The organism is Pseudomonas sp. B111 (genome assembly GCF_026428275.1).
Classification (GTDB): domain Bacteria; phylum Pseudomonadota; class Gammaproteobacteria; order Pseudomonadales; family Pseudomonadaceae; genus Pseudomonas; species Pseudomonas aeruginosa.
Map to the genome: position 1 here is coordinate 2,379,339 of NZ_CP097857.1, position 18,574 is coordinate 2,397,912.

Here is an 18,574-nt window from a genome sequence, read left to right on the forward strand (position 1 = left end):
GCAAGGGCACACTGGGGAAGAGGGAGAGCGGAAGCCCGTCCGGGGCAGTGCTGAAACATCCTGTTGCAGTTGGCAACTGTACCGTCACCCGCCACCCGCCGGTCAAGCCCTTTGCCGCCCTCTAGAGCACCAGGCGCATCGCGCAGCGGCTGTCGGCGGCGAAGCCGATCTCCTGCTCGTGGCCGAGGATCGCGCGCAGGCGCTCGCCGGCTTCCTGCCAGGTCAGCCGCTGGAAGCCCAGGCGTGCGTAGAACGGCGCGTTCCAGGGCACGTCGCAGAAGGTCGTCAGGGTCAGCGCCCGGCAGTGGCTGGCGTGGGCGTAGGTCACCGCGCGCTCCAGCAGGCGGCGGCCCAGGCCCTGTTGCTGGTGGGCCTGGGCGATGGACAACTCGGCGATGTGCAACTCGTCGGCGCAGCGTTCGGCGGCGAGGAAACCGACCGGCTGGCCATCGGCGTCTTCCGCCAGCCAGTGGCTGCCGCGCTCGATCAGGCGGCGATGGAAGTCCACCCCGGCGACCCCGGCGTCGGCGATCCAGGCCAGCTCGGGCAGCAGGCGGAAGCTTTCCCCGGCTGAGCGCTCGATGGCCGGGAGCAGCGCGGCGTCCTCGTCGCGGCTGGTTCTGATGCGGTAGTCCATTGGCTTTTCACTCCATGAGCAGGCCGTCGAGCAGCACGTCCAGGGCCTGGCAGGCCCTGGCCAGGCTCTCCGGCGGGTGTTCGGCGTTGGCGATACGCAGGGCGGCGTCCACCAGCGCGCCGTTGAGCAGCCAGGCCAGGGCCTCGGCGTCGGTGCGGCGGACCCGCCCGCTGTCCATCAGTTCGCGCAGTTGCCCGGTCATCGAGCTTAGGCAGCGCAGTTGGCTGGCCTCGCTGCTGGGGCTGCCGAGGATGGCCGGGGCATCGCGCAGGACGATGCGCTGGATTTCCGCTTCCAGGGCCATTTCCAGGTAGGCCCGGTTGTAGGCACGGAAGCCGCTCCAGAGGTCCTCGCCGGCAGCCAGGATGGCGCCGAGGCGAAGATTCATCTCGTCGTCGATCTGCTGCACCACCGCGGCCAGCAGGCCTTTCTTGTCGCCGAAGTGGTGATACAGCGCGCCGCGGGTGAGGCCGGCGCTGGCGGTCAGTTCGTCCATCGAGGCGCCGGCGTAGCCGTTGTCGGCGAACGCTCGGCGCGCGGCGTCGATCAGCTTGGCGCGGGTTTCCTCGATCATCTCGGCGCGAGGCTTGCGGGCCATGCGAGGTCTCCGGGTGGCGAAGGGGCTTCAGGATAATTGACATACGCTGCGTATGTCTCCATGATTTTTGACATACGCAGCGTATGTTAATTTCGTCTTCTCCCGTCGTCGCCGGTTCCGCTGGAGCCGGCCAGCCGAGGCTTTCCATGAGCAACCCCTATCTCGAACTGTTCGCCGCGCCCGGCGCCAAGGGCTTTTCAGCCGCCGGCCTGCTGGCGCGGATGCCCCTGTCGATGACCGGCCTGGGCATCGTCACCATGCTTTCCCAGGTGCATGCCGACTACTGGCTGGCCGGTACCGTGGCGGCCACCTTCGTGTTCTGCAATGCCTTGCTCGCGCCGCAGGTATCGCGCCTGGTGGACCGCTTCGGCCAGGGCCGGGTGCTGCTCCCGGCCGCGCTGGCCAGCGCCCTGTCGATGAGCGCGCTGTTGCTGTGTACGCACTATCGAGCGCCGAATGCCTGGCTCTACCTGTTCGCCTTGCTCGCCGGGGCGATGCCGAGCATGCCGGCCATGGTACGGGCGCGCTGGACCGAGCTGTACCGGGGCTCGCCGAAGCTGCACACGGCGTTTTCCTTCGAATCGGTGATGGACGAGGTGTGCTACATCATCGGGCCGGTGCTGGCGGTGAGCCTCAGCGTCGGCTGGTTCGCCGAGGCGGGGCCGCTGCTGGCGACGCTGTTCCTGGTCGCCGGGGTGAGCCTGTTCAGCCTGCAACGCGGCACCGAACCGCCGCTGCATGCCCATCCGCGGCGCCGCGCCGGCAGCGCGCTGGCCTATCCGGCGGTACGCGTGCTGGCGCTGGTGCTGGCCGCCATCGGGGTGATCTTCGGCGCGGTGGAAGTGGTCAGCGTGGCCTTCGCCGAGGCGCACGGCAACAAGGCTGCGGCAAGCCTGGTGTTGTCGGTCTATGCCGTCGGCTCATGTCTCGCGGGATTGCTGTTCGGGCTGCTGCGCTGGCGCCTGGCGCTTTCCCGGCAACTGCTCTGCATGGTTACGCTGATGGCCCTGAGCCTGATGCCGCTGCTAGGGGTGGAGAGCATCCTTGCGCTTGCCCTGACCGTGCTGGTGGCCGGCTTCAGCGTGGCGCCGACGATGATCCTGGCCATGGGCCTGGTCGAGCGCGCGGTGGACCCGGCGCGCCTCACCGAAGGCCTGACCTGGGCCATCACCGGGCTGGGCATCGGCATGGCCTTGGGCTCGGCGCTGGCCGGTTGGGTGGTGGAGGGCTACGGCGCCGCCAGCGGTTTCCTCGTCGCGGTCGGCGCCGGCTGGCTGGCCTGGCTGCTGGCCCTGGCCTGCTTCCGGGTGCTGGCTCAGGACGAGGCCGGCGACTGCGCGGTGTCCGGCTGAGCCGGGAAGGCGTATTCGCGTTCGACCCGGGCGATCCGCGCGCTGAAACCGGCGTACCAGTCGCGCCGGCCGCGCGCCTGGGCGTCGCGGTGCTCCGCGTGGCGGCTCCAGGCACGGATCGCCGCCTCGCTGTCCCAGTAGGAGACGGTGATGCCGAAACCGTCGGCGCCGCGGACCGACTCCACGCCGAGATAGCCCGGCTGGCGGCTGGCCAGTTCCAGCATGCGCTCGGCCGCTTCGGCGTAGCCGTCGTCGACGGCGCTGCGATGGGAGCTGAAGATCACTGCGTAATAAGGTGTCGGGCCGCGCCGGGGGCGGTCGCGGCGCTGCGTCCGGCACGCCTCGACGAATGCCTTCGGCAGTGGCGGCAGGACGCCGGCCAGGGCTGCCCGCTCGGGTTGGAACAGGGTGGCGACGAAGAACGGATGCTGTTCCAGCTCCACCGCGCGGATCGCTCCGTCGGCGCTCCAGGCGCTGGCCCGCAGTGCGCCGCCGGTAAGTTCCGCGGCGAAGCGCGGGGCGATTGCGTAGCGGCAATGGTAGTCCGCCTCGATCCAGTCGGCGGCATACGCCAGGGCCAGGCGCGAGCCGCGCAGCAGGCGGACTTCCTCGCGGGCTTCGAGCAGAGCGCAGGGCAGGGCGGCGATCACCGCCTGGTCGCTGTGCGGATGCTCCTCGCCATGGGTCGCCGCCTGCCAGCCGAGGGCGTTGCGGGCGAACTCGAGGATCGTGTGCTGGAAGCCGGCGCAGGTACCGAGGAACGGCCGGCGCCGGCCCCGGGCATGGGCGATCAGGCGCAGCACCGCGTCGGCGTCGCGATAGGGGCTGCCCGGCACGCACCAGAACCCGTCATAGCGCTCCAGCGCCGGTTCGGCGGGCAGGCGGTCGCTGGCCAGCCAGTCGAATGCGATCTCCAGGCCGAGTGCCTCGCCGGCCAGGCGCAGGGCCAGGGGAATCGCCCGGTGGGCGGTGATGTGCGGGTCGTGGTCGCCGACCAGGGCAATGCGCAGCGGCGCCGCGGGAGGGGTGGACATCCGTTTTCGCTCCAGTTTCGCCACGCCGGTTGGCGGGCCCTGGCGCTCACTCTATAGTTGCGTTTCCGCACTCGATATCGGCGCCAATGCAAAAGATGAATGCACCGCTGCAATATCGCCTGGACCATGCCGATCTTGCCCTGGTCCTCGCCCTGGTTCGCGGCGGCAGCCTGGCGCGGGCCGCGGAGTTGCTCAGGGTCGATGTGTCGACGGTCTTCCGGGCCATCCGCCGGTTGGAGAAGAACCTCGGCAAGGCGTTGTTCGACAAGAGCCGCAGCGGCTACCTGGCGAACCAGACCGCCCGCCGCCTGGCGCAGCAGGCAGAACTGGCGGAACAGGCGCTGGAGGCGGCGCGCATCGGCCTCGAACTGGAGCGCGAGGTGCTCAGCGGTACCGTGCGCCTGACCTGCTCCGACGCCGTCCTGCATGGCCTGCTGCTGCCGGCGCTGGCGCGCTTCATGCCTGGCTATCCGGCCCTGCAACTGGAGCTGGCGACCTCCAACGACTTTGCCAACCTCAGCCGGCGCGACGCCGACATCGCCCTGCGCATGACCCGCACGCCGCCGGAACACCTGGTCGGGCGCAACCTCGGCGAGGTGCGCTACGTGCTCTGCGCCAGCGAACGCTACCTGGAGGGCCGCGACGCGACGGAGCCCGCCATGCTGCACTGGATCGCCCCGGACGATTTCCTTCCCGACCACCCGAGCGTGGTCTGGCGTCGTCGACACTATCCCGGGGTATTGCCGGCCTACCGCTGCAACGGCGTGCTGGCGGTCTCCGAGATGGCCCGCGCCGGCCTCGGCCTGGCGGCGATCCCCGCCTACCTGCTGCGCGACGGCGACGGCCTGCGGGTACTGGACGCCGACCTCGAGGGCTGCGCCAGCGCCCTGTGGCTGCTGACCCGTCCGGACTGCCGGGCGTTGCGCTCGGTGGTCGCGTTGTTCGACGAGCTGGGGCGGCATGTGCGCTTGGGTGATGAGTGAAGGAGGAGGGCCGTGCCCGGTACGGCGCGCTCCCGCTCCCCAACCCTCTCCCGCGAGCGGGAGAGGGGCTGGAATGGCGTTTCGCCAGAGGCCTGGCGCTCAGCCGCGATCCGCCGCGGCCGGTCCCGGCGGCGGAATGTCGCCCACCGCCGCCGCGCCGGTGTCCTTGCGCAGGCGCTTGACCTCGTCGACGCTGACGCTCGGCGCCTGGTTGCCCCAACTGGTGCGGATGAAGTTGACCACGTCGGCGATCTCCTGGTCGTTCATCCGCCAGCCGAACGGCGGCATGGTGAAGCTCGACGGTGCCTGGTGGGTGGCCGGCAGGGTGCCGCCCTTGAGCACGATGTGCACCAGGGAGGTCGGGTCGCTGCCGGTCACCACCGGGTTGCCGGCCAGGGCCGGGAAGACCCGCGCATAGCCCTTGCCGTCGGTGCGGTGGCAGGCCCCGCAGTTGTCGACGTAGAGCGCCGCGCCGGTCTTGCTGTCGTCGCCGTGGAACAGTGCCTGGGCCACGCTCTCGTCGTAGACGTGCGGCTGGTCGGAGGGGTCCGCCGGCGGCAGCGACTTGAGGTAGCGGGCGATGGCGGTGAGGTCGGCGTCGGTCATGTACTGCATGCTGTGCACCACCACGTCGGACATGCCGCCGAACACCGCGCTGCGCTCGCTGCGGCCGGTGCGCAGGAAGCTGACCAGGTCGGCTTCGCTCCAACTGCCCAGTCCGGTCCGGTGGTCGCCGCGCAGGCTCTTGGCGATCCAGTTCTCCAGCGGCGCGCTGCCGGACAGGTAGGCCGCGCCATCGCTCGCCGCCAGGGCCTTCTCCTGCATGCCCAGCCCACGCGGGGTATGGCAGGCGCCACAGTGGCCAAGGCCTTCGACCAGATAGGCGCCGCGCGCCAGCACCGGGTCCTGCCCGGCGGCGGCCTGGAAGTCCTTCACCTCGGGAGCGAAGGTCCAGCGCCAGAATGCCAGCGGCCAGCGCATCGACAGCGGCCAGGGGATGTCGCTGGCCTTGTTGGGCTGCTCCACCGGCTCCACGCCATGCATGAAGTAGGCGTAGAGGGCGTGCATGTCCGCTTCGCTGACTCGCGCGTAGGACGGGTAGGGCATCGCCGGGTAGAGCGTGTCGCCGGATCTGGCCACGCCGTGGCGCACGGCACGGTCGAAGTCCTCGAAGCTGTAGTCGCCGATGCCGGTCTTGCGGTCCGGGGTGATGTTGGTCGAGTACACCGCGCCGATCGGCGTTTCCATCGGCAGGCCCCCGGCGAACGGCTTGCCGTCCCTGGCGGTGTGGCAGGCCACGCAATCGCCGGCGCGGGCCAGGTATTCGCCCTGCCTGACCAGGGTCGGGTCCGGCGCTGCGGCGGCCTGGGCGATGCCGCAGGCGAGGGCGGAGAGGGCGAGGAAGGCTGTCGGTTTCATCGTTGCGCTCCTCATGCCTGCACCAGCGGACCGGGGTTCTTCAGGTATTGCTCGCGGATCGCCTTGGCCGACCAGTAGGCCAGCGCCGCCACCAGCCCAGTGGGGTTGTAGCCGGTGCCCTGGGGGAAGGCCGAGGCGCCCATGACGAAGACGTTGTGCACGTCCCAGCTCTGCAGGTAGCGGTTGAGCACGCTGGTCTTCGGATCGCTGCCCATGATCGCCCCGCCGAGCAGGTGGGTGGTCTGGTAGACCCGTGTATTGAAGTGGTCGCCGAAGTTCTTGACGCTCACCGAGATGGCCTTCGGGTTCATCGCTTCGGCGATCTTGCGCATGTGCTCGGTGACGTAGCGGCTCATGCGGATCTCGTTGTCCTTCCAGTCGAAGGTCATGCGCAGCAGTGGCTGGCCGTAGGCGTCCTTGTAGGTCGGGTCGAGGTCGAGGTAGTTGTCGCGGTAGGTCATGTTGCTGCCGTGGGCGTCCATCGACACGGTGTGCGTGTAGGCGTCCTTGACCGCCTGTTTCCAGCCGCTGCCCCAGCTCGGCGTGCCGGGCGGCACGGCGAGGCCGCCGATCGGCTTGGAGCCGGCCTGGTTGACCCACATCGGCGAGCCGCCGACGAAGCCCAGCGGTCCGTGGTCGAAGTTGTCGGCGTTGAAGTCGTCCACCGCCACGCCGCCGCCGCCGGTGCCGACGAAGGGGTTGGTATGCACGTGCTTGTCGAAGAACGCCTTGATGGTGGCCATGTTCTGGTAGGCGAAGTTCTTCCCCACCACGCCCTCGCCGGTGCGCGGGTCGTAGGGCTTGCCGATGCCGGAGAGCAGCAGCAGGCGCACGTTGTGGAACTGGAAGGCGCTGATGATCACCAGCTTCGCCGGCTGCACGATCTCGCGCCCCTGGGCGTCGACGTAGGTCACGCCGGTGGCTTGCCTGCCGTCGCTGTCGAGGTTGACCTTGAGCACGTTGCAGTTGGCGCGCAGTTCGAACAGCGGGGTCTGGCGCAGCGCCGGCAGGATGTTCAGGTTCGGCGAGGCCTTGGAATACATGTAGCAGGCGTAGCCGCTGCAGAAGCCGCAGAAGTTGCACGGCCCCATCTGCACCCCGTAGGGGTTGGTCCAGGGCCCCGAAGCGTTGGCCGCCGGCAGGTCGTAGGGATGCAGGCCGAGTTCCTCGGCGGCCTTGCGGAACAGTTGCGCGGAGTACACCTGGCGCAGTGCCGGCAGCGGGAAGTCGTCCGAGCGGTCGGCGGCGAACGGATTGCCCTTGCCGACCACCTGGCCCTTGACCGTATGCGCGGTGCCGGAGGTGCCGAAGACCTTCTCGGCGAAATCGAAGTGCGGCTCCAGCTCCTCGTAACTGACCCCGTAGTCCTGGATGGTCATGCCTTCGGGGATGAATTTCTTGCCGTAGCGTTCCTCGTAGTGACTGCGCAGGCGCAGTTCCTCGGGCATGATCCGGAAATGCACGCCGGACCAGTGCAGGCCGGCGCCACCGACGCCGTCGCCGGGAAGGAAGGCGGAGAGCTGACGGTAGGGCAGCGCGGTGTCGTTGATCCCGTGGCGGATGCTCACGGTGCTCTTGGAGAGATTCTGGAACAGCTTGCCGCGTGTGTTGTAGGTCAGCTCGTCGAGGGTGTTGGGGTAGGCGCCGTCGGGATAGGTATCGCGGTTCTCGCCGCGCTCCAGCGCCACCACGTTGAGCCCGGCCTCGGTCAGCTCCTTGGCCAGGATCGCTCCGGTCCAGCCGAAGCCGACCACCACCGCGTCCACCGGTTTGAGTGTCGTCGCCATGTTCAGCCCCTCTCGCCGGAAATCGCCACCGGCGGGAAGGGATACTTCTCGCCGCGGTCGGCCCAGTCCATGAAGTCGGCGCGGGCGCCGGGGAAACCGACCAGCTTCCAGCCCACCAGGCCGCGATTGCCGCCGTGCTGCGGATCGGAGAAGAAGCCTTCGTGGGTGTTTTGCAGCAACTGGCCGAAAAGCAGCTTGGCCGGCAGGTCCTGCAGGTCGATCTGGCCGGCTTCCAGGCGTTGCAGGATGTCGTCCTGCGCCGACGGCTCCAGCTCGGCGAACGGCTTGCCCTGGTTGGCCTTGCTCCAGCGTTCCAGGGCGGCGATGCCGACCCGGTAGATGTCGCGTGGCACCAGCTTCAACTGATGGCCGAACTCCGGCGCGGCGTCGGTGACGAACGGCCCCTGCATGTACCAGAGTGCGCCGTGCCCGTAGGGGGTTTCCATCTGTCGGTCGATGAACTCCGGCACCCCGGCCTCGATGGCGCCGGGGCCGTTGTCGTCGCTGGGGATCAGTCGCGCCACCGCGGCGTTGACGAAAGCCCATTCGGTGTTGGTGAAGAAGCGAGGCTGGTAGCGTTCGCGGGGTTTGTCCTGCTCGGCGGCGGGCGTCTGCATGGCATGGCCGACGCCATAGCCGGCCAGGGTCACCGCCGGGATCACGGTCAGGGTCTTGCGCAGGAAGTCGCGGCGGCCGTTGACGGCCTTGTCATCGGGCATGGTGGGGTCCTCTCTGGATCATCACGGTTTCGTCTTTCTGATAATGATTAGCAGGCTAATTATAAGTTCATGTGTCACGTTGAAAAAACGTTTCAGCAAGGATTCAGACAGGCCAATACCGGCAAGTGAAGCAGAACGGCGCGCCGGGCGTCGGCCCGGCGCGGCCTTCAGGCGCCTCGCCGTCGCGCCCAGGCCGAAGGATTGACCAGGTTCAGCGGCCGCTCGCCGGCGAGGGCGGCCAGCAGGTTGTCTACCGCGCAGCGGGCCATGGCTTCGCGGGTTTCCTCGGTGGCCGAGCCGATGTGCGGAGTGGCCACCACATTCGGCAGGCGCAGCAGCGGCGAGTCGGGAGACAGCGGCTCGCGCTCGAACACGTCGAGGCCGGCGGCGCGGATCCGCCGCTGGGCCAGGGCCTCGCTCAGGGCCGCCTCGTCGACCACCCGGCCACGGGAGATGTTGATGAAGATCGCCTGCGGGCGCATCCGGGCGAACTGCGCGGCACCGATCAGGCCTTCGGTGGCGGCGGTCAGCGGCAGGGTCAGGCAGACGAAGTCGGATTCCTCGAGCAGCGCGTCGAGGGGGCGGTAGCTCGCTGCGTAGCGTTCTTCGACGTGGGGCTTCGGGCTATGGCTGTGGTACAGCACGCGCATGCCGAAGCCGTGGTGCCCGCGTCGGGCCAGGGCCTCGCCGATGCGGCCCATGCCGACGATACCGAGGGTCTTGCCATGCACGTCGGTACCGAACTGGGCGGCGCCGACGCTCTTCTTCCATTCCCCGGCGCGCACCCAGCCGGCCAGTTCCACTACCCGCCGGGCTGTCGCCAGGATCAGCGCGAAGCCGGTGTCGGCGGTGGTCTCGGTGAGCACGTCGGGGGTATTGCTGAGGAGGATGCCGCGGCGGTCGAGGTAGTCGATGTCATAGTTGTCGACGCCCACCGAGACGCTGGCGATGGCTTCCAGTCGCGGTGCCAGGTCGAGCAGTCCGGCGTCCAGGCGCAGGCTGGCGCCGAGCAGGCCGTGGGCCTCGGGCAGGGCGTCGCGCAGGCGGGCCAGGCCGTCGCGGCCGGGCTCCTCGACCAGGAGCACCTCGACCCGTTCGCGCAGGCGTTCCATCAGGGGCGCGGAGAGACGTTTGTAGAGAACCACTTTCTTCATCGGATGCTCCGGAGTCGGTCAGGGGTGGGCCGGCGCCGCCCGCCGCGAGGCGTGCGCGCGAGCGGCATCGGGCTCGCGCTTGTCGGCGTGCGGGTTGAGGAACACGGTGAGCAGCACCGACAGCAGCAGCGCTCCGCTCATGAACAGATAGGAAGCCCCGGGCCCGCCGGTGATGCCGTTCAGGTAGCCGACCAGCCAGGAGCCGGAGAACGAGCCCAGCGCGCCCATGCTGTTGATCAGCGCCATGGCGCCGCCGGCGACGTTGGCCGGGAGGACTTCCGGGACGATGGCGAAGAACGGTCCGTAGGGCGCGTACATGCAGGCCCCGGCCAGCACCAGCAGGGCGTAGGACAGCCAGAAGTGCTCGCTGCCGAGGGCGTAGGAACCGTAGAAGGCGATGGACGCGATGAGCAGCGGCGGCCAGACGAAACGCTTGCGTTTCTGCAACCGGTCCGAGGCCCAGGACACTCCGAGCATGGCGATCACCGCCGCCAGGTAGGGCAGCGCCGACAGCCAGCCGGCTTCGATGATGTCGATGTTGGCGCCGTGCTTGAGGATCGACGGCAGCCAGAGGACGAAGCCGTAGACGCCGATGCTCCAACAGAAATACTGCAGCGAGAGGACGATGACCTTTGGAGAACGGAACGCCTCGCGGTAGTTCTTCACCGGCTTGATGCCCTGCTGCTCGGCGGCCAGGGCGTCTTCCAGGTCGCGTTTTTCCGAGCCGCTCAGCCAGGCGGCCTGGCGCGGGCGGTCATCCACCAGACGCCACCAGATGAAGGCCCAGATCACCGCCGGCAGGCCTTCGATGATGAACATCCAGCGCCAGCTGAAATGCTCCACCAGGTAGCCGGAGACCACCGACATCCAGAGGATGGTCACCGGGTTGCCGAGGATCAGGAAGGTGTTCGCCCGCGAGCGCTCGGCGCGGGTGAACCAGTGGCAGAGGTAGACCAGCATCGCCGGCATCACCGCCGCCTCGACCACGCCGAGGAGGAAGCGGATGCCGATCAGCAGGTAGACGTTGGCGACCATCCCGGTCAGGGTGGCCAGCCCGCCCCAGAGGATCAGGCTGACGAAGATCAGCTTCTTGACGCTGCGCTTTTCCGCGTAGATCGCCCCCGGCACCTGGAAGAAGAAGTAACCGAGGAAGAACAGCGCGCCCAGCAGCGAGGACAGCCCGGGGGTGATCCGCAGGTCGTCGGCCATCCCGGAGGCGGCGGCGAAGCCGTAGTTGGCGCGGTCCAGGTAGGCCAGGCTGTAGGTGACGAAAACGATCGGCATGATGTACCACCAGCGGCTGCTGGCGAGGCGAGGCATGGTCATGGTCGGGTATCTCCTGAGCTTGTCTTGTTCTTGTCGCAACAGGTGCCGCGTGGGCGGCGGGTTCAGGCGCTCTTGCGGCGCTCGCGGTCGAGCAGTTGGCTGCGTTTCGGCAGCCCCTCCATGTCGCCGCGGACCTGTACCGCGCGGCTGCCGATCCAGTTGCCGCGCGCCACCGCGTCGGGCAGCGGCAGGCCTTCCAGCAGCGCGCTGACCACCCCGACCGCGAAGCCGTCGCCGGCGCCCACGGTGTCCACCACGGTCGCCACCGGCACGCCGGGGACCAGTCCTTCGCCGTGGGCATCGCGATAGTAGGCGCCGCTCGGGCCGAGCTTGATCGCCACCGCGTCGACACCCATGTCCAGGTAGAACGCGGCGATATCCGCGGGTTCCTGCCAGCCGCTGAGCAGGCGGCCTTCCTCCAGGCCCGGCAGGACCCAGTGGGCATGCGCGGCGAGGGCGTTGATCTCGGCGATCATGCGGCGCTCGCTGGGCCACAGCGAGGGCCGCAGGTTGGGATCGAAGGACAGGCTGGCGCCCCTGCCGCGCATGCGCCGCATCAGTTCGTGGGACAGCTCGCAGGCACTCGCCGAGAGTGCCGGCGGAATGCCGGTGGCGTGCAGGTGGCGGGCGCCGAGCATTTCTTCGCGGATATGGGCGAGGCCCAGCCGGCTGGCCGCCGAGCCGCGGCGGAAGTACTCGACCCGCGGGTCGGCACCATCGACCTCGCGGGACTTCATCTGGAACCCGGTGGGCGCTTGCGCGTCGACCTCGACGAAGCGGCAGTCGAGGCCCTCGCGGGTCAGGCTGTCGAGTACGAAGCGGCCGAGCGAGTCGTCGCCGACCCGGCTCAGCCAGGCCACCGCGAAGCCGAGGCGGGCGAGGCCGATGGCGACGTTGCTGTCGGCGCCGGCGATGCGCTTGCCGAACTGCTCGACGCGGTCCAGTTCGCCGGGCTGTTCGGCGACGAACATGGCCATGGTCTCGCCGAAGCAGAGGATCTCGAAGTCAGCCATGCTGGCGTTCCTCCTGGGGATGGCCGAGGCGGGCGAGGGCGGCGATGTGCCGGCGGCTGAGACTGAGCAGGTCGTCGCCCTGCAGCGGGTATTCGATGGCCCGCGCCACGCCTTCCGGGAAATGCTGCAGCAGGCGCTGCCAGTACTGCAGGTCGGCGGCCGACGGCGGTACCGCGACCAGCTTGCCGTCGCGGTTGCGGATCACCGCCTTGCAGTGCACGTAGCCGACGTAGCGGCCCAGGCGCAGGGCGGCATCGTCCACCGCCTGCTCCTGCCAGCGCCAGTTGCCGATGTCGAAGGTCATCGCCAGGTCCAGTTGCTGGCGCTCGGCGAGGCGGAAGAAGCGTTCCAGCACCTCGATCCGGCCGCCATGGGGCGTCTGGTCGTTCTCCACCAGTAGCTGCAAGCCGTGGCGCGCCAGGCGCCGGGCGAGGGCGGCGAGGTCGGGCTGTTCCGGCAGATGACCGAGCGAGACCTTGAGCCAGCCGGCCCCGCAGGCTTCGGCGCGGCGCAGGGTGGGCTCCAGCTCGGGGTTCAACTGGCCGTCTTCGGGCCACAGCTCGAGGGGCGAGGAGAACACGCATTCCAGCCCCTGCAACTGGATGGCGGCGGTCAGCGCTTCGGTATCCGGCGGGCCGGCGAAGAGTTCCTCGCGCAGTTCCACGCGCTGCGCGCCGGCCATCCCCAGCAGGGGCAGGAAGCTGGCCTGGCCGCGACTGCGAACGAGGTCCGCGCCGTAGCTGGAAAGACTGATGGAGACAGGGTGAAGGGACATTGGCGATCCTCTGAAACCGGTTTCATTTCAGGCCGTGCGAAAGCCGCCGGCAACGCGCCGGCGGCAGGCCGCTAACCGCGTGGATGGGTCGAGCCGCGAACGATCAGTTGCGCCGGGAAGGTCACCCGGCGCGCCGGCTCGCGGTCGCCTTCGAGTCGCGCCAGAAGGCGCTCGAAGGCGGTGCGGCCGATTTCGTCGGTGGGTTGGGCGAGGGCGGTGATGCCGCTGCCCACCAGCGGGTACCAGTCGAGTTCGTCCAGGGCCAGCAGGCCGACCTCGTCGAACAGCCGGCAGCCGAGGTCGCGCAGTTGGCGGGTGGCGCAGAGGGTGGCGACGCCGTTGCAGGTGAACAGCGCCTTCGGCCCGGGGCCGCTGGCCGAAAGGAAGGCGCGCAGGCCGTCGCGGAAGAAGTCGTCGGTCTGCAGGACCTGGCCCTTGAGCGCCGGTCGCCGGCCGATGGAGGCATTGAAGGCCTGGACCCGCTCGATCCGCGAGCTGGTGCCGTCGAGCGGTTCGGTGACCAGCAGGATGTCGCGGAAGCCGCGTTGTTGAAGGTGGTCCAGGGCCTGTTCGACGGCGTCGGCGTTGTCCAGGCCGACCAGGTCGGTATCCAGCTCGGCCAACTGGCGGTCCACCAGCACCATCGGCAGTTCGCGGTGCAGGGCGCGCAGTTCGCCGGGATGGTGGCCGAGGGTGTTCACGATCAGTCCTTCGACGTTGTAGGACTGCAGGGCGGCCAGGTGATGACGCTCCTGCTCGTCGTCGCGGTCGGTATTGCACACCACCAGGCTGTAGCCGTGTTCACGGCAGGCGGTTTCCACGCCATGCATGACGGCCACGGAGTAGGGGTTGAGGATGTCCGCCACCAGCATTCCGATCAGCCGTGTGCGCCCGCGCTTGAGGCCTCGGGCCATCTGGTTGGGGCGGTAGTCGAGCTGGTCGATGGCGCGCTCGATGCGCCGGGCGGTGGCATCGGCGAGCAACTGGCGGTCGCCGCCGATATAGCGCGACACGCTGGCCTTGGAGACGCCGGCGGCCTCGGCCACCTGGTTGATGGTGACGCGGCCACGGCTGGGCAGTACTGAACCATTCACGGACCTGGTACCTCTTGGTGCTGTTCTTATTGGTGTGTCCGGCTGGTCTTCGCCAGCGGATGCCAGGAGCTGAAACCGGTTTCAGAAAATACCAGAAGGCCGATGCCCGTCAACGGAAAAAAACGCCTACCGAGGGTCGGTCAGGCATGACAGCCAGGAGGCTGTTCATGAAAAACGAATAATCGTTTCGCATGATGGCTTTCGATTATTAATGTCGAATGGAATGAATGTGCCGTATCTCCATAAATAAAAAGGAAGTTTGTCCAATACTTGAGAAACTACTTTAAGAGTGGTTTGTCGGTAGAAAGCGATCAATCAGGCGGGGCTCGCTGACATGAAAGCACCCGGCCGACCGTCTGAAGCAGTTCTCACTTATCGGAAAACGAAGGTGGCGCGCTGAAACTTATGCGCGCCTGGCGGTCTTTAACGACGACCTGACCGCCCGGTCGCGTCATCACGCTCACCGATCGTTGCGGGTCCTGTCGAATGCCGCCGTTCCGTCGCAGCAGGATTTTTTCGACAAGACCCGTCCGGACCCACTTCCCGGCTAAGGAATGACAGGATGAGCGCCGCCCTGGAGCGATTGAATCATCTGAACCTGAATCACTTGTATGCCTTCGTCGCCGTCGCCGAACACAACAGCTTCACCGCCGCGGCGGAGGCCCTGGGCTTGTCGAAATCGCTACTCAGCGAGCAGTTGCGACGCCTGGAGGCCGACCTCGGGATCCAGTTGCTGACCCGTACCACCCGTCGCATGACCCTTACCGATCGCGGCGAACTGCTGTTCGGCGTGGCCCAGCGCATGCTCGGCGAGCTGGACGGCGCGCTCTCCGATGTGCGCGACTTGCAGGGCGAGCCCAGTGGCCGGTTGCGCATCACTGCGCCGCAGGACTTCGTCAAATGGCACATCAGCAGCGTTTCCGCGGCGTTCATCCGGCAGTTTCCCAAGGTCCAGGTGGAAATGCTGGCCGACGACCAGTTCAGCGATCTGGTCGGCCAGCGCATCGACCTCGCGGTGCGTATCGGCTGGCCGCGCGATTCCGGCCTGCATGCCAGCAAGCTGTGCGACTTCCAGCAGGTTGCCGTGGCGACGCCGGGATACCTCGCCGGCCTGCCGCCGGTGCTCCAGCCGCACGACCTGGCGCGTTGCGAATGGATCGGCCATACCCGCCTGAGCACGCCCTGGACCTGGACCTTCGAGCGCCAGCGCGAGCGTGCCACGGTACAGACCCGAGGGCGCCTGCTGGCGAACAACACCCTGGCGGTGTACCGCCTGGTGCTCGACGGTGCCGGCGTCAGCGTGCTGCCGAGCTTCCTGGTGGCCCGCGAGATCGCCCGCGGGCGGCTGGTCCGGCTGCTACCTGGCTGGCACCTGCCGCAGGGCGGCATCTATGCCCTGTACCCCTCGGCGCGCTACATGCCGGTGCGGGTCAGGGCGTTCATCGAGTCGCTGCGCGAGCATCTCGGTCGCGAGCCGTTCCGCCTGGCGCAGGGCGAATGACGCCGGGCATCCGTGCCTGGGCGGGAGGGCGAATAACGCCACCGGCGTTATCCGCCACCGACGTCATGGATAGGCGGCGGATAACCGCGAGCGGTTATTCGCCTTACGGCCCCAGGCTGCCCAGGTAGCCGGCGAGCGCCTGGATGTCGCTATCCTCCAGGCCGCCGGCGACCGCGCGCATGGTCGCGCTGTTGCCGCGCTTGCCGTCGCGGAAGCCGTGCAACTGGGTTGCCAGGTATTCCGCCCATTGCCCGGCCAGGCGCGGCGCCTTCAGCGCCGCCAGGCCCTGGGCGGCGGGGCCGTGGCAGGTGACGCAGGGCGGTACGCCGCGCTGCGCCAGGCCGTTCTCGAAGAGCTGGCGACCGCGTTCGCGTTGCGCCGGGTCGGCCAGGGTCTGCTCGCCGGCACTCATGCGCTGGGCGGCGAACCAGGCGGAGACGTTGACCACGTCCGCCGCGCTCAGCTCCTCGCCGCGGCCGTTGGTGGCCGGGTTGCGCCGGCGCTGGGTCTTGAGGTCGTAGATCTGCTTGTACAGGTATTCCCGGTCGAGCCCGGCGAGCTTCGGGTAGCTGCGGTTCGGTCGTGGCCCGCCGTTGCCGTCGTCGTCGTGGCAGCGCGAGCACATCTTCTGTGCCATCGCCTTGCCGCGCGCCAGGTCGGCCGGCGCGTCCGGGCCCGGCACGGCGGCGGCCAGCGGCAGGGAAAGCAGGGCCGAGAGGCAGCCGGCCAGCCAGCGTTTACGCTCAGTCATGCTGCCAGGGCCCCCGTAGCCAGCCGTGGATGTCGTAGTCGGCCATGCAGCGCTGGACCATCGCCTCGCAGTAGGCCAGGTGCCCGCGACGGCTGGCCCAGGCCAGCGAGTCGAGGCGGATCTGCTCGGCATTGCCGGAATAATGGCTCTCATAGACCGCGTGGCGTGCGCCGAACTCGCTGCCGGTGGCGTCCCAGATCAGCTTGAACAGCTTCAGGCGCTGCTCCGGCTCCAGCTCGGCACCGCGGTAGTAGCTGTCCACCAGCCGCCGCGCCTCGCCGTCGCGCAGGTCGGCGGCGCCCGAGACGGTGACCAGCGGGGCGCCGCCGAGGGCGCTTTCCAGCAACTCGCGGACACGCTTCCAGATCTGCGGCACCTGGATGCGCAGGGCATTGGCGTACTCCAGGCGCGGCACCGCCGAACCGGCGGCGTTGCGCTCCGGGTCGCGGGCCATGGCGGTGGTCAGCGCCTGCAGCAGGTGCTGCAGGGCGATCAGCTCGCCGAGGGCCGCCTGTATCCCGCGGAAGCCCTGGGTGCCATTGGCGCGCACGCCGAGGGAAAGCAGGCCGATCATCAGTTCCAGCTTCACCCCGAGGCGGATGCCGGACTGGAAGTTGTACAGGTTGGCGAAGCCCGACTCGGCATAGAAGCCGGTGGCGCGGCGCAGGTCGCGGTAGACCAGGACGTCCTCCCAGGGAATCAGCGCCTTGTCGAACAGCAGCACGCTGTCGTTCTCGTCGAAACGACTGGACAGCGGGTAGTCGAAGGGACTGCTCGCGCGCTCCTCGTAGGATGGCCGGCACATCAGGCGCAGGCCGGGGTTGTCCATGCGGGCGAAGAACACAACGGCGAAGTCCTCGGCCTTGCCGGCCTCCATCTGCGCCGAGGCGACCGGGGCGACGAAGGTGGCGTTGGTGATGGCGCTGCCGGTGGCGAGCATCTTCGCCCCGCTGACGACGATACCCTGGTCGGTCTCGCGTTCGACGTGGACGAACACGTCGCGCATCTCGTGGATCGCCTTGCTGCGGTCCAGCGGCGGATTGATGATCGCGTGGTTGAGGAACAGCCCGCGGTCGGCGAAGGCGCGGTGCCAGGCGCAGGCGTTCTGCCGGTAGTCGCCGTAGAAGCCGGCGCCGGCCTCCAGCCCGGACATGAACGCCGCCTTGTAGTCCGGGGTACGCCCCATGAAGCCGTAGGTCATGCGCGACCAGCAGCCGATCGCCTCGCGCGCGCCGAGCAGGTCCTCGGCGTTCTGCGCGGGGGTGAAGAAGCGGTGGCTGCGGCGGCCCTGGGCATCGACCCGGGTGAGGACGTCGCGCTGCTCGCCGTGGAGGCCGTCGTAGAGCCCGGCGATGCTGCGGCAGGCGTTGCGGAACGCCCTGTGCCGGGTGACGTCGGCGACCCGTTCGCCGTTGAGGTAGACCTGGCGACCGTCGCGCAGGCTGTCGAGATAGTCGGCGCCGGTCATCAGCGCGTTGGGGACGGAATGGCTCATGCTGGTTCCTTGTCGGGACGCCGGCCGTGGCGCGCACGGCCGGCGGGGCGGTCAGTCGCGCTGCAGGTGCGGGTTGCGCAGCGCCGGCTCGGCGTGGATATGCACCCGCCGCAGGTGGCGCGGCGCGCGGTGGACGAAGGCCTCGCGACCGTGCAGCAGGGTCAGGTTGTCGGCGATCACCAGGTCGTCGCTGCGCCAGCGGTGGGCGTAGTGCGCCTGTGGGTGGTACAGGCAGCGGCGCAGGCTGGCGAGCAGTTCGCCGCGCTGTTCCGGGGCGATGCCGTCGTAGTGGAACTCGGAGGGGTTGATGAAGCTGGCGTCGCCCTCGACCGGCGGTTCGCAGAAACGCAGGATGGGGAATTCTCGGCGCGGGTGGCGCTCGACTATCGGTGCCGCCGAGCGGCTGCTGTAGTGCGCTGCGCTGCGCTGGTACCGGCCGCTGACGCGGCGCCAGAGTTCCAGCTCGCTACTGTCGGCCAGTTGCAGCGCCGCCGGGGTCGAGCTGAAGGTGGTGCGGCCGCCGTCGCTGTCGCCGGGCGCGTCGACACAGTGGAACAGCTGGAATTCCGGCACCGTCTCCAGGTACATGCCGTCCCAGTGCAGCGGCACGTAGTTGTTGGCGAAGATGTGGTCCTCGGCGCCTTCCTGTTCCACCAGCTCGAGCACCGCGCCGAACGGCCACAGCATCACTTCGCCGAAGTCGTGGCAGTAGCGGGTCAGGCTCTCGGCGTCGGCGAAGGCGGCGAAGCCGCGCAGGAGCAGCAGGTGGTGGCTGCGCGCCAGGCCCTTGAGCCACTGCGCCGGCAGCTCGCCGACGTGCATGCCGGGGCGGCCGGGCTCCAGCAGCAGGCCGAAGCGCGGCTGGTTGCCCTGTTCGTCGCGCAGCGGCGAGAGACGTACCGGTTGATCGCTGAGATAGGTGTTCATCGTCTGGCT

The 18,574-nt window shown here is 68.8% G+C and carries 17 protein-coding genes; 3 read left to right on the forward strand and 14 right to left on the reverse strand.

Annotation, left to right across the window (positions count from 1 at the left end):
• Positions 1-121 precede the first annotated feature (121 nt).
• Together M6E97_RS11060 and M6E97_RS11065 are read right to left on the reverse strand one after the other, a co-directional pair.
• A complete protein-coding gene (locus tag M6E97_RS11060; protein WP_003089295.1) occupies positions 122-637 on the reverse strand; it encodes a GNAT family N-acetyltransferase in 516 nt (171 codons plus the stop codon).
• Between the two features lie 7 nt (positions 638-644).
• A complete protein-coding gene (locus M6E97_RS11065; RefSeq protein WP_003113746.1) occupies positions 645-1,235 on the reverse strand; it encodes a TetR/AcrR family transcriptional regulator in 591 nt (196 codons plus the stop codon).
• Positions 1,236-1,381: 146 nt separating this feature from the next.
• Between M6E97_RS11065 and M6E97_RS11070 the strand changes: the two genes are divergently transcribed.
• Positions 1,382-2,587, forward strand: a complete 1,206-nt coding sequence (locus M6E97_RS11070) for an MFS transporter (RefSeq protein ID WP_010792990.1) — start codon at positions 1,382-1,384, stop codon at positions 2,585-2,587.
• Here M6E97_RS11070 and M6E97_RS11075 read toward each other — a convergent pair.
• Positions 2,551-3,621, reverse strand: coding sequence for an antibiotic biosynthesis monooxygenase (locus M6E97_RS11075; RefSeq protein WP_003089287.1), 1,071 nt, complete (start codon positions 3,619-3,621; stop codon positions 2,551-2,553). The two genes, M6E97_RS11070 and M6E97_RS11075, sit on opposite strands and share 37 nt — an antisense overlap.
• Before the next feature lie 86 nt (positions 3,622-3,707).
• Between M6E97_RS11075 and M6E97_RS11080 the strand changes: the two genes are divergently transcribed.
• Complete coding sequence (locus tag M6E97_RS11080) at positions 3,708-4,604, forward strand: LysR family transcriptional regulator (RefSeq protein WP_003110749.1); 897 nt, start codon at positions 3,708-3,710, stop codon at positions 4,602-4,604.
• 99 nt (positions 4,605-4,703) lie between these two features.
• Here M6E97_RS11080 and M6E97_RS11085 read toward each other — a convergent pair whose 3' ends face one another.
• The 8 genes from M6E97_RS11085 to ptxS form a co-directional block, all read right to left on the reverse strand.
• Positions 4,704-6,023: a cytochrome c gene (locus M6E97_RS11085; RefSeq protein ID WP_003110748.1), complete on the reverse strand. Its 1,320-nt coding sequence runs from the start codon at positions 6,021-6,023 to the stop codon at positions 4,704-4,706.
• A gap of 11 nt (positions 6,024-6,034) precedes the next feature.
• Entirely contained in the window at positions 6,035-7,810 is a 1,776-nt protein-coding gene (locus M6E97_RS11090) for a GMC family oxidoreductase (protein WP_015502927.1), read from the reverse strand.
• Between the two features lie 2 nt (positions 7,811-7,812).
• Complete coding sequence (locus tag M6E97_RS11095; RefSeq protein ID WP_003110746.1) at positions 7,813-8,529, reverse strand: gluconate 2-dehydrogenase subunit 3 family protein; 717 nt, start codon at positions 8,527-8,529, stop codon at positions 7,813-7,815.
• Positions 8,530-8,696: 167 nt separating this feature from the next.
• Positions 8,697-9,683: a 2-hydroxyacid dehydrogenase gene (locus tag M6E97_RS11100; protein WP_015502928.1), complete on the reverse strand. Its 987-nt coding sequence runs from the start codon at positions 9,681-9,683 to the stop codon at positions 8,697-8,699.
• Between the two features lie 18 nt (positions 9,684-9,701).
• Positions 9,702-11,009, reverse strand: a complete 1,308-nt coding sequence (locus M6E97_RS11105) for an MFS transporter (RefSeq protein ID WP_003113740.1) — start codon at positions 11,007-11,009, stop codon at positions 9,702-9,704.
• Between the two features lie 62 nt (positions 11,010-11,071).
• The gene (locus M6E97_RS11110; RefSeq protein ID WP_023099585.1) at positions 11,072-12,022 is read right to left on the reverse strand and encodes a sugar kinase; all 951 of its coding nucleotides are present in this window, start codon (positions 12,020-12,022) and stop codon (positions 11,072-11,074) included.
• Positions 12,015-12,797 carry a TIM barrel protein gene (locus M6E97_RS11115; RefSeq protein ID WP_034005730.1) on the reverse strand — a complete coding sequence of 261 codons (783 nt, stop codon included), beginning with the start codon at positions 12,795-12,797 and terminating at the stop codon, positions 12,015-12,017. The genes M6E97_RS11110 and M6E97_RS11115 overlap by 8 nt, the downstream gene beginning before the upstream one ends.
• 71 nt (positions 12,798-12,868) lie before the next feature.
• Entirely contained in the window at positions 12,869-13,891 is a 1,023-nt protein-coding gene (gene ptxS / locus M6E97_RS11120) for a transcriptional regulator PtxS (protein ID WP_003089268.1), read from the reverse strand.
• A 562-nt stretch (positions 13,892-14,453) separates the two neighbouring features.
• Here ptxS and ptxR point away from each other — a divergent pair.
• A complete protein-coding gene (gene ptxR, locus M6E97_RS11125; protein ID WP_003110741.1) occupies positions 14,454-15,392 on the forward strand; it encodes an HTH-type transcriptional regulator PtxR in 939 nt (312 codons plus the stop codon).
• Positions 15,393-15,495: 103 nt separating this feature from the next.
• Here ptxR and pvcD read toward each other — a convergent pair whose 3' ends face one another.
• Genes pvcD through pvcB form a run of 3 tightly spaced genes read right to left on the reverse strand, consistent with a single transcriptional unit; the run spans position 15,496 to position 18,565 of the window.
• Positions 15,496-16,143 carry a paerucumarin biosynthesis heme-binding protein PvcD gene (gene pvcD, locus M6E97_RS11130; protein ID WP_003089261.1) on the reverse strand — a complete coding sequence of 216 codons (648 nt, stop codon included), beginning with the start codon at positions 16,141-16,143 and terminating at the stop codon, positions 15,496-15,498.
• On the reverse strand, positions 16,136-17,638 hold the full coding sequence (gene pvcC, locus M6E97_RS11135) for a paerucumarin biosynthesis protein PvcC (RefSeq protein WP_003089259.1): 1,503 nt from the start codon (positions 17,636-17,638) through the stop codon (positions 16,136-16,138). The genes pvcD and pvcC overlap by 8 nt, the downstream gene beginning before the upstream one ends.
• 51 nt (positions 17,639-17,689) lie before the next feature.
• Entirely contained in the window at positions 17,690-18,565 is an 876-nt protein-coding gene (pvcB, locus tag M6E97_RS11140) for a paerucumarin biosynthesis oxygenase PvcB (RefSeq protein WP_034005729.1), read from the reverse strand.
• Between the last annotated feature and the right edge of the window lie 9 nt (positions 18,566-18,574).